Genomic DNA, 9,168 nt, shown 5'->3' with positions numbered 1-9,168 from the left:
TCGCATCATGGAACTCGACAAGATGGCTCGCCTTGGGGACTGCATCGAAACCACGGTGCGACAGCCAACGCCGGCGACGCTTCGGCTCAAGCTCAATACCCCGGCGGCCTGCGCCTACGCGAACCAGTTGCTGATGAACCCCGCCGGCGGCTGGCGGCTGATCCGATCCTCCTGACGGACGCCCAGGCCCAGAGCAAGAAACCCCAGACTCTTTCGAGTGCTGGGGTTGGGGTGGGGTCAGTGGTGGAAGGAATTCCAGGGCACGGGGCGCTGGGACTCCGGGTTCAAGAGCGGCTGTCGCCTTCCGCAGATACGCGCCCAGATGCGAGCGGCACGCTCCGTGGTCGTTCGCATGTCCCACGAGTCGCTCGCGAAGTCGAACCAGCCGATCTTGCGGCGGCCAGCTCGCAGTCGAGCAAGCCGTCGAACGATCGCCGGCCAGTTCAGGTCGCCGGAAGTAGATGTGCTCATGGTGAGGTCCTCCAGGTTGATGAGCTGCTCCACAAGGAGCGGTCGATGTGCCTGAAGGGCATCCGTTGCGCACGGCATGAGGTAATGTCACCTCATGTCATGTCACATCGCATGCAATGAAAAACCCCAGGACTCAATGAGTGCTGGGGTTGGTGGGAAGTGCAGTCGCAGACTGCAATTTCAGGCGTCGCCGTCTGCTCCACAGTGGCAGCAGTACGCACGCCCTTCACCGTGGAAGCTGTCATCGTCTCCGCCATAGGCAGAACCGGTGTAGCTCCAGGAATGGCCCTTCTCGGTCTCACACTCGAACTGCGGGAGCGAGAGCCCGTGGTCGTCACGGATGTAGCGGTGAATCGTCAGCGCCCGGATGCGCGGATGCTCGTGCCGCAGGCGCTGGTACTGCGAAGCGACCTGACCGAACGCGATCACCTCGGCGAAGGTCCTGGCCGGCTGGCCGTGGTTCATGTTCAAGCTCATGATGTCCTCCAAGAAGGCCCGTTGGGCCTGAGTTTGCACGAAATGCGTCAGGGCAGCGGGGTGAGAGCAACCCGGAGGTACATCCGGCCAGCACGGTTGCCCGTCCTGATCGGCTTCCACCAAGCTGCAACCCGGTAGCGCGTGGGCTGATGCCCGTCGAACTCCTTCGGGTCCTCGAACTGGCCGAGCATGTCCGGAGCGGTCGGCGACAGCTTGACCTCGGCTGGAGCCAGGTGCCCCGTTCCGAAGCAACGGCCATCGGATCTGTTCACCGTGCTGTTGCGCAGCTCGAACCGATCGTGCCCGACGCGAGTCGCCGTCAAGGTCGAACCGGTAGCGACGAACTCGTCTGCCGATCGACCAGGGAAAAGGCTCTCCCAGTTAGCAGCGACCTCGACACGCGGAGCTGGAGCGCTGCGCGGTGCCGGGGCCGTGGTCTGCTGATGAATCGCCATGATGATGTCCTCCAGTGGTGAAGTGAACCCTTGCGGGTGAACGAAGTTGCGCGAGGAACATCCATTGCATGCCCACCCATGCAACGTCATGTCATGTGACATGATTCGATCTAGAATCACCTCGGGACCGGGAATGCCCGATCGGCGGACGCTTGCTGGGGAACGCCCCACAGCGTCCGTTTTCACTTCGCCCTCGGTCAAGCCAGATGCGCCAAGCTGCCCGGCTACAGGTCACGCCCAGGGAGCTTCAGGCCACCCGGAGGACGCAAGGACGCCTGGAGCGGCTACGCCACCTCAGATGCTCAGGCACACCAGACCCCAGCGCATGACATGACATGACATGAGATGGGCTTGAGGTATCTCAGGCCACCCCAGCTCACACCAAGGCCACCCTGACATCCATCGGGCACCCCCAGGCCAAGCAAAGTTCCAGCGGCTGCAACAGGACCGGTTCCCCGGCGGGTTGGAGCGCCGGCAGGCCGAGGCCGAAGGCCAGGCCGCCGGCGCGAAGGGGGGAGGGCCACCGTTGCCGGGGCACGGTGGCAGGGGCACCAGGCGGGCTGACCAGGTGGGGGGACCAGGCCAGGGCACCGAACCGGGGGACATCGACAAGGGAACTGGACCAGGGGACCGGACGGGTTGGCCGAGGCCCAGCCGAGGCAGGGCGACCGGCCAGGGGGAGGGGAGGGAGCCGCCCGCCCGAGCCGCAGGCGAGACGCGGGCGGCGGTCTGGCGTCACCTCACTTGACCCTATCCCAGCTCATCTCAACTGGTCTGAACTCGCGTCAGTTCACTCCATGCCATCCGACCCCACGCCACCTCATGTGACATGACATGGGGCTACGAGCCACGCCTGCGGGTCTCGTGGACGACGCCGCGAGTGCCCCCGGTCGGATCGACTCGCGGCTTCTTGCGAGGGTTCGCCACGGCGTCTTCCGGCAGCCCTTCTTCCGCCGCCTCAACGCTCTCCCGCCACAGGGCGAGCAGCTCTTCGCGGCGGTCGCGCAGGGCAGGCAGCCACACCTGAATCTGGTCGAGCTTCTCGGCCATGTAGGTGTTGTGGCGCGCGAACATGGAGCCCAACTGCCGCTTGAAGTTGTTGATGGCCGCGAGCAACGCCTCACGGTGGTCGATCATCGCGATCGCCTCTCGGAGGATGGTCTTCACGTCTTCCTTCACCGGAGCGAAGACGGGGTATCCCTTCACCTTGCGCAGGACCTCGTTCGTCTTGAGCCGGTTGTAGAGCCAGCGCCCGTTGCGCGAGCGGTACCACTGGACGATCTGCGGATGCCGCCCCTCCACCCCGCCCCACGGCCTCTTCAGGAACCTGATCGCCATCTTCCCAGGGGCTGAGGGCTGAATGATCTCCAGGGCGTAGGCGTAGCGCTCGATCACCTCATCGAGCCGCAGCAGCTCGGAATAACAAGTACCAATGTTGCTTTGCAATTGTTCTTGGTCCCTTGTCAATTGTTCCGGTCTGTACCTCATCGACCCCGATTTATCGGGCCACGTCGGCATATCTGTCCTTGCCTACTATGTTTCGCATTCAGGCCATCTTAACATGCTCCGTTGCGCTGCCGTACAATTCAGTTATCACACAGTAAATTTATCCTTGTTCGTTGCACATTGTCCTATTACACTTGTGCCATGTTCATTGTTCAAACAGCCAAGAAGGAGTGAGCTATGCAGACCTGCATCGGGTTCGACATCGGGAGAAGTTCGGTCAAGATCGTGGCGGCCTGGGCCGACCAGCGGGCCGAGGTCCTCTATCCGTCCTCGGTCGTTCCCGCGTTCAAGATCACCGACGACCGCGAGGCCGAACGGGTCCAGGCCGAGACGGTCCTGGTCAACGGTCGCGAGTTCTTTTTCGGCGAGACCGCCATGCTCCAGGGCCAAGACGACCTGGCCGGCGGCATGCGTGACGATTGGGTCTACACGGAGCAGCACGCGGCGCTGTTCCTGGGTGGCCTCAAGAAGCTGAAGGCGGCCAACGTGCCGAACGTGGACACGGCCCTCATCATCATGGGCCTGCCTGCCGCCCTGTTCGCGTCGCAGAAGTCCGGGCTCAGCCAGGAACTCGTCAAGCTGGCCCCTCGCGCCGAGCTGCGCGTCATGCCGCAGTCGCTGGGTCCGTACCACCAGATGATGTTCACCAAGGACGGCCAGGAAAGCGCGGAAGTGCGTTCCGACGACGACAGTTGGGCGGTCATCGAGGTCGGCCAGTACACGACGGACTACGCCCTGCTGCTGCAAGGCCACACCATCGAGAACGCCTTCGGGAGCTGCGACGGCATGCGAATCGCCGCCGAGCACCTCCAGCGCGGTCTGCGCAAGCGTGACTTCTCGGTCTCGCTGGTCGAGGCCACGGACCTGCTTCGCACCAAGACGCTGCGCAACTTCGGCGAGCGGATCGACGTGAGCGAGGAGGTCGCACTGGCGGTGGAGCCCCTGGCGGCCACCATCATCGACAAGGCCAACCAGTTGATCGGTCGTTCGGCACGGTCGCTGGACGGCATCCTGGTCGCGGGCGGTGGTGCGCCGCTGGTCCTGCCGGCGCTCCGGAAGACCTGGCCGCACGCCAAGCTCACGGACAACTCCCGCTTCAGCGTGTCCGAGGGCTTCTGCCGCTACGCGCTGGCGTTCAACAACTACCGCCGCAGCCAAGGCAAGACCGGCACGGAGGGTTGAGCATGGCGACCAACTGGATCAGAGGGAAGGCCGAGCGACCCGAGAAGCGCCGCATCGTCCTGATCTACGAGACCGGGGACGCCAAGAACGCTGCGCTGGAGCAACTGCTGGAACGCATCCCCTACGGCCACGGCAACAAGACGCTGTTGGAATGCCTCCGGGTTGGCGCGAAGACCATGCTGGCTCAGTTGGGGGGCGCAGGCGGCGAGCAGACAGCTCGCCCAGCGCCGGCGGCCCAGCCGGCGCAATCGGCATCCCCGCCCCCCCCGGCACCAGTGCCGTCGTCCGGCAACGGCGCCGGCTTCAGCAAGTCAGCAACCCGTATGTTTGAGATGGGCGATCAGAAGGGCAGCTCCTAACCGGGCCAGAGCACCCAGACACGCCAAGTACCCCCTGGAGAAACCATGAGACAGGCTTCGTTCGAGAACTTCGAGACCACCTTGGTCGCCGGCAGCGTCAAGGCCGCCATGAAGGACATCGGAGCGTCCTCCCGAGACCTGTGGCAGGTCCAGGTGGGGGACCTGCGCGTCATCCCCAACTTCAACGTCCGCATCAAGGACGCCGCGTACAAGGCGCACATCCGGTCGCTCGCGGACTCCATGAAGTCCGAGGGCTACTACCAGGACAAGCCGATGGCCGGCTACGTCGCCAAGGAAGGCGACACCCTGGTCATCTACATCACGGACGGCCACTGCCGGTTCGAGGCGGTGCAGCTCGCGATCAGCGAGGGTGCCGAGATCGAGCGGATTCCCGTGGTCCCCGCACCGCAGGGCACGTCGATCGAGGACTTGACGGTCGGCCTGGTCCGCTCGAACTCCGGCAAACCCCTGGAGCCCTACGAGCTGGCCGTGGCCTGCAAGCGGCTGACCCGGTTCGGCTGGGAGCAGGCGGACATCGCCTCCCGGCTGGGCCTGTCCGGCAAGTACGTCGAGGGCCTCCTGCTCCTGATCGGCTCCGACAAGGACGTTCGCGAAATGGTCATCAAGGGCGAGGTCGCAGCCTCGACGGCCATCGAGGCGTTGCGCAAGTACGGATCGAAGGCATTCGAGAAGCTCCAGCAGGGGCTGCGTGCCGCCCAGGCCGCCGGCGGCGAGCGCGTCACGCGCAAGCACATGCCCGAGGTGGCCTTCAAGAAACAGGTGAGCAAGGCGGCCCCCGTCTTGTTCAACACGATGCGCGAGGTCAAGGCCGATCCCGGCTACCAGCACATCTCCCAGGACCTGCGGGACAAGCTCGACGCCCTGTTGGCCGAGCTGGACTCGCTGGAGCAGCAGCAGCAACAGGAAGCGGACGCCACTGGCACCGCCGACTGAGTTCAACCACCAGGAAGGAAAAGCAACACCATGTGGAATCGCTTCAAGGGCTGGATGGCCCGACTCTTCAAGGGCAAGGACGATCTGGCCGCCATCGAGGCGCTGCCCGAGGACCGCGAGGTCCAGGTCGCGCTGGCGAACACCGTGCTGGCCGACATCATCAAGGAACGACGGCACGACCGCACCTGGGCCTTCCTCAAGCGAACTGCGTTCGCGGCCATGTTCGGCCTGGGCTTCATCTACTACGTCGCTTTCCAGCTCTCGATCAACGGCTGGCGTGTGGTCCCCGACGATCCCCTGGTCGTCGTGATCCGCATCGAAGGCAGCATCATGAACACCTCGATCGCATCGGCGGAGAAGGTCGTTCCGGCGCTGAAGCGGGCCTTCGAGGCGGACAACGTGAAGGCCATCGTCCTGGCGATCGACTCGCCTGGCGGCGCACCGGTCGAGGCCGAGCGCATCAACTTCGTCATCGACGAGATGAAGGCCAAGCACAAGAAGCCGGTCTACGCCGTGATCCAGAACGTCGGCGCGAGCGCGGCGTACATGATCGCGCTGCACGCGGACAAGATTTACGCGGGGCGCTACAGCATGGTCGGCTCGATCGGGGCGGTGATGTCCACCTGGGATGTCCACAAGGCCCTCGCCAAGCTCGACGTGTACCAGAAGGTCTACGCGAGCGGCGAGCTGAAGGCCATGCTCAACCCCTTCATTCCGTCCACCCAGGCCGCTGAGGACAAGGCGCAGAGCATCGTGAACTTGATGGGCCATCGCTTCGCCAACGAACTGCACGACCGTCGCGGCAAGCTGCTCCAGGGCGACGTGAAGTACGACACCGGGGAAATCTGGGACGGGGAGGGCGCGAAGAAGCTGGGCCTGATCGACGATCTGGGCACCATCGAAGCCGTCGCAAGCAAGTACCCCGACGCCAAGGTGTACGAGTTCGGCCCCCGCAACGGCGGCTCCGGCCTGTTCTCGGCATCGGTCGGCGACTGGGCGCAGTCGGTCATGGCCGGCGCGATCCGTAACGCGGTGACGCCGGAGACGACGATTCGATGATGTCTCGCGCTGCACTGGTAGGACACCGATGCAGCGCCCTCAACATCCGCATCCCGCGCCAGATCAGCCCGGCAACGAACCCAGGACTTGAACAATGTTCGATCTAATCATGCTCGGTCTCGGAATCTCGGGACTCATGGAGTCAAGGTCCAACGACCCACTGACACCGGCGGAGCTTCGGACGCTGCCCAATGATGTACGGCAGATGCTCGGCAAAGTGGTGCCATCTGGCGAAGTCATCCGGAAGCGCCATGTCAAGGAGGCGCGCGAGCGGATCATGGCTCAGCAACAACGGGCGGCAATGCCATAGCTCATGCCATGAGCCACCAGAACTGAATACTCGGTCGGCTTCGTCATCAGGCTTTTGGAGATCATGCAATGGATAGTTCGAGAACGTCATCTGCACTGAAGGTCGGCTTCGTACTGCTGACGCTGCTGCTCATTGCTGGGGGAATGGTGGACAACCACTACTTCATGCGCAGGACCAGTGGCGTCATGAGTGCCGAAGCAGCCGCAAAGCTGGGCGTTATCGACGTGTCCGGCCCCTGGTTCAAGCGCATCTGGTTCGCAAGGCGGACCGATGGAAGCTACGAGGTCCGTCCAGCCGCTCCGTTCATCGGAGTCGTCCCGTTTACGTCTATCGGGACGGCGCTAGACCTCCAGGCTGCATGCGCGAGGCTCGGCGATGCCTGCAAACCGCGCGACTGACCAGCTCTCCGATCCAAGGATCGGCGTTCTGAACTCGGGGCGCTTCTACGCCTTCGTGAACGGCTACGACCAGCCGCACTTCGAGGGGACCCTGCACCAGGTCGAGCAAGCACTCGGCCTGCGTCGCCAAGAGGGTCCTGCGGCTGCTCGCCCCTACCGGGACTTTGATGTCCGGCTGAGCTTCGAGTACCCGGCCTGGGACGAGCGTGAGGGCATCTGGTATCGAGGCATCACAGCCAAGACCAAGGCCGAGGCCAACCGAGCCGCCAGGCACCAGGCACACGGTGACGGGCACCTCGCAGGGGGCAAGGGGCGCGTCACCTTCACGGCTTTCGAGGCCACCTGACATGAAGACCAACGACATCCGCGAGATCAAGACGGAATCGGGCCGCCGCGTGCGGCTCGCCGAGGACCTCGCCCACGTAGCCAGGCTCAGCCCCCGCGTGCCGAAGTTCACCGTCTCACGGTGGCTGCGCACTCAGCCCGACAGCGTGCTCAAGGCTCTGGGCGAAGCTGCCTTGGCCGTCGCCAGCGGCAAAGCCGAGGGGGTTCGGGCCGAGGACCTTGAGGACCTGCACGCGGTGACGCTGATCGGCATCCAGGCCGAGCTGCGCGAGCCTGGTGCCAAGCTGGACCCAGAGAGCTATCCGAGGATCGCGGTGCAGATGCTCGCGTGCGTTGCTGCGGAACGGTGCCGCCGCCTGGGCTGGATCGTGGTGTCGAAGCCACCTGGCGTGGCCGTCGCCCAAGAGCTGCACCTGGCCCTGACGGACAAAGGCCAACGTGAGTTCGTCGCCGGCGACGACGCGGCGCTGACGCCTCTGATGACCATGCTCCAGCGTGAGCTGACCTCCTCAACCCAGGCGACGTAAGGGGAGGCCGTGCAATGTTAAAGAGGCTCTGGTCCCGCTTCGCTCTCTCGCTAAAGTTGGTGCATGAGAAAGCGCATCACGAAGAGCCTTCGCCGAGCCGCCCGTTCACCGAACCGCCGCACCCGCAAGAAGATCAAGATGCTGGCACGCAGCCTGCTGCGCCTTCAGCACGGACTGACATCCTCAGCCCAGGAAATGTAGGAACAGGACGGGCAATGCTGAAGAGGCTCTGGAGCCGCTTCGCTGGTCGCTTGCTCCGCAGCCGCGAGCCCGAACTGTCCGAGGACGACTTGGACCACATGCGCTCTTGGAGCATCAGCGCACAGCTCGCCGCTGTCCCGCCGAACTACGAGCACCAAGTTCCCCGCGAGGTGGCTGCGCTGATCCGTGCGGCCAAGACGCTTCACCCGCAGATGGCCCGTGGTGCCATCGACCGGCAAGAGCGAGGCGAGCCGTGCCCTGACTTGGGGTAGGCCCAGCGCCGGCGGTGCAGAAGCGACATGACATGACCTCATGTCATTTCTATAGGCTGCGCCGCAATGGATGTTCTCCCTGCAAATTGACCGCTCCACCCCGGAGCACTTCACCTTTGGAGGACCACCATCATGAATCACACCCTGTACAAGTGCGTTGACTGCCAGAAGGCCCATTGCCAGTTCTGTGACGGCGGCCTTGCGCTCTGCACAGTCTGCAAGGGAGCCGAGGCCACGCTGACCTCGACCTGCACCGGAGCACCGTTGTCCGAGGATCAGGGCCGTCTGGTTCAAGCCGGGAAGCTCGACTTCAAGGACGGCAAGTGGCTTCGCTTCGGCCAGCTCGCACGCGAGTTCTGCAACAAGCGCCTGCCCCTGGCAGTGCTCAAGTCGAACGCCGGTTTCTACATCGGCACGTTCGATGAAGAAGGCCCTTGCTCGCGCGAATCCGTCGAGTATTTCCCGACGAAGACCCTCGCGGACAAGGCCCTGGAGAGCGGCGACTGGACCCAGAAGCCCTACCCCTGAACGTTGAAGCGATGGGCATGCGCTTGGCCGTACAGCCAATCCCGCACGACCACGCCTCAACAGCTACCCCACAAACCCCAGCGTCTCCTCGTGAGCCTGGGGTTTTTTCATGGGCATCTCGGGC

The 9,168-nt window shown here is 64.1% G+C and carries 14 protein-coding genes and 1 pseudogene; 11 read left to right on the top strand and 4 right to left on the bottom strand.

Going from position 1 to position 9,168, the window contains the following annotated elements:
• Window positions 1–7: 7 nt before the first annotated feature.
• On the top strand, window positions 8–175 hold the full coding sequence (locus tag GAK28_RS21785) for a hypothetical protein (protein WP_291784376.1): 168 nt from the start codon (window positions 8–10) through the stop codon (window positions 173–175).
• Between the two features lie 62 nt (window positions 176–237).
• Here the strand turns inward: GAK28_RS21785 and GAK28_RS21780 are convergent, their stop codons facing one another.
• The 4 genes from GAK28_RS21780 to GAK28_RS21765 all read right to left on the bottom strand — a co-directional run bounded on the left by GAK28_RS21780 (window position 238) and on the right by GAK28_RS21765 (window position 2,849).
• Window positions 238–471: a hypothetical protein gene (locus GAK28_RS21780; protein ID WP_291784374.1), complete on the bottom strand. Its 234-nt coding sequence runs from the start codon at window positions 469–471 to the stop codon at window positions 238–240.
• Window positions 472–651: 180 nt separating this feature from the next.
• Window positions 652–948, bottom strand: coding sequence for a hypothetical protein (locus tag GAK28_RS21775; protein WP_291784373.1), 297 nt, complete (start codon window positions 946–948; stop codon window positions 652–654).
• 47 nt (window positions 949–995) lie between these two features.
• Window positions 996–1,403 (bottom strand): hypothetical protein, encoded by a 408-nt coding sequence (locus GAK28_RS21770; protein ID WP_291784371.1) that lies wholly within the window; start codon window positions 1,401–1,403, stop codon window positions 996–998.
• 840 nt (window positions 1,404–2,243) lie between these two features.
• The gene (locus tag GAK28_RS21765) at window positions 2,244–2,849 is read right to left on the bottom strand and encodes a hypothetical protein (protein WP_291784369.1); all 606 of its coding nucleotides are present in this window, start codon (window positions 2,847–2,849) and stop codon (window positions 2,244–2,246) included.
• A gap of 237 nt (window positions 2,850–3,086) precedes the next feature.
• On the opposite strand from GAK28_RS21765, the gene GAK28_RS21760 reads away from it, so the two are divergent.
• From GAK28_RS21760 to GAK28_RS24895, 10 genes and pseudogenes are all read left to right on the top strand, one after another.
• Entirely contained in the window at window positions 3,087–4,091 is a 1,005-nt protein-coding gene (locus GAK28_RS21760) for a ParM/StbA family protein (protein ID WP_291784367.1), read from the top strand.
• 2 nt (window positions 4,092–4,093) lie between these two features.
• Window positions 4,094–4,450, top strand: a complete 357-nt coding sequence (locus GAK28_RS21755) for a hypothetical protein (protein ID WP_291784365.1) — start codon at window positions 4,094–4,096, stop codon at window positions 4,448–4,450.
• A gap of 45 nt (window positions 4,451–4,495) precedes the next feature.
• Window positions 4,496–5,404 carry a hypothetical protein gene (locus tag GAK28_RS21750; protein WP_291784363.1) on the top strand — a complete coding sequence of 303 codons (909 nt, stop codon included), beginning with the start codon at window positions 4,496–4,498 and terminating at the stop codon, window positions 5,402–5,404.
• A gap of 30 nt (window positions 5,405–5,434) precedes the next feature.
• Window positions 5,435–6,463 carry a S49 family peptidase gene (locus tag GAK28_RS21745; protein WP_291784361.1) on the top strand — a complete coding sequence of 343 codons (1,029 nt, stop codon included), beginning with the start codon at window positions 5,435–5,437 and terminating at the stop codon, window positions 6,461–6,463.
• 94 nt (window positions 6,464–6,557) lie between these two features.
• Window positions 6,558–6,773, top strand: coding sequence for a hypothetical protein (locus GAK28_RS21740; protein ID WP_291784359.1), 216 nt, complete (start codon window positions 6,558–6,560; stop codon window positions 6,771–6,773).
• Window positions 6,774–6,841: 68 nt separating this feature from the next.
• Complete coding sequence (locus tag GAK28_RS21735; protein WP_291784357.1) at window positions 6,842–7,171, top strand: hypothetical protein; 330 nt, start codon at window positions 6,842–6,844, stop codon at window positions 7,169–7,171.
• A complete protein-coding gene (locus tag GAK28_RS21730; protein WP_291784355.1) occupies window positions 7,149–7,517 on the top strand; it encodes a hypothetical protein in 369 nt (122 codons plus the stop codon). Before GAK28_RS21735 ends, GAK28_RS21730 begins: the two co-directional genes overlap by 23 nt.
• A 1-nt stretch (window position 7,518) precedes the next feature.
• On the top strand, window positions 7,519–8,043 hold the full coding sequence (locus GAK28_RS21725) for a hypothetical protein (protein ID WP_291784353.1): 525 nt from the start codon (window positions 7,519–7,521) through the stop codon (window positions 8,041–8,043).
• Window positions 8,044–8,258: 215 nt separating this feature from the next.
• Window positions 8,259–8,516 carry a hypothetical protein gene (locus GAK28_RS21720; RefSeq protein WP_291784351.1) on the top strand — a complete coding sequence of 86 codons (258 nt, stop codon included), beginning with the start codon at window positions 8,259–8,261 and terminating at the stop codon, window positions 8,514–8,516.
• Between the two features lie 274 nt (window positions 8,517–8,790).
• Window positions 8,791–9,044 (top strand): annotated as a pseudogene (locus GAK28_RS24895) (hypothetical protein).
• The last annotated feature ends 124 nt before the right edge of the window (window positions 9,045–9,168 follow it).

Origin of the sequence: Luteibacter sp. (assembly GCF_009912395.1) — a bacterium.
Lineage (GTDB): Bacteria > Pseudomonadota > Gammaproteobacteria > Xanthomonadales > Rhodanobacteraceae > Luteibacter.
Note: the sequence above shows the minus strand (reverse complement) of the source record. Positions and strands in the feature narration are given on the sequence as shown.

Coding starts and splice junctions, on each gene's coding strand:
- GAK28_RS21760 (WP_291784367.1), top strand. CDS start 3,087: ATGCAGACCTGCATCGGGTTCGACATCGGGAGAAGTTCGGTCAAGATC.
- GAK28_RS21785 (WP_291784376.1), top strand. CDS start 8: ATGGAACTCGACAAGATGGCTCGCCTTGGGGACTGCATCGAAACCACG.
- GAK28_RS21770 (WP_291784371.1), bottom strand. CDS start 1,403: ATGGCGATTCATCAGCAGACCACGGCCCCGGCACCGCGCAGCGCTCCA.
- GAK28_RS21780 (WP_291784374.1), bottom strand. CDS start 471: ATGAGCACATCTACTTCCGGCGACCTGAACTGGCCGGCGATCGTTCGA.
- GAK28_RS21720 (WP_291784351.1), top strand. CDS start 8,259: ATGCTGAAGAGGCTCTGGAGCCGCTTCGCTGGTCGCTTGCTCCGCAGC.
- GAK28_RS21775 (WP_291784373.1), bottom strand. CDS start 948: ATGAGCTTGAACATGAACCACGGCCAGCCGGCCAGGACCTTCGCCGAG.
- GAK28_RS21740 (WP_291784359.1), top strand. CDS start 6,558: ATGTTCGATCTAATCATGCTCGGTCTCGGAATCTCGGGACTCATGGAG.
- GAK28_RS21750 (WP_291784363.1), top strand. CDS start 4,496: ATGAGACAGGCTTCGTTCGAGAACTTCGAGACCACCTTGGTCGCCGGC.
- GAK28_RS21730 (WP_291784355.1), top strand. CDS start 7,149: ATGCCTGCAAACCGCGCGACTGACCAGCTCTCCGATCCAAGGATCGGC.
- GAK28_RS21725 (WP_291784353.1), top strand. CDS start 7,519: ATGAAGACCAACGACATCCGCGAGATCAAGACGGAATCGGGCCGCCGC.
- GAK28_RS21735 (WP_291784357.1), top strand. CDS start 6,842: ATGGATAGTTCGAGAACGTCATCTGCACTGAAGGTCGGCTTCGTACTG.
- GAK28_RS21745 (WP_291784361.1), top strand. CDS start 5,435: ATGTGGAATCGCTTCAAGGGCTGGATGGCCCGACTCTTCAAGGGCAAG.
- GAK28_RS21755 (WP_291784365.1), top strand. CDS start 4,094: ATGGCGACCAACTGGATCAGAGGGAAGGCCGAGCGACCCGAGAAGCGC.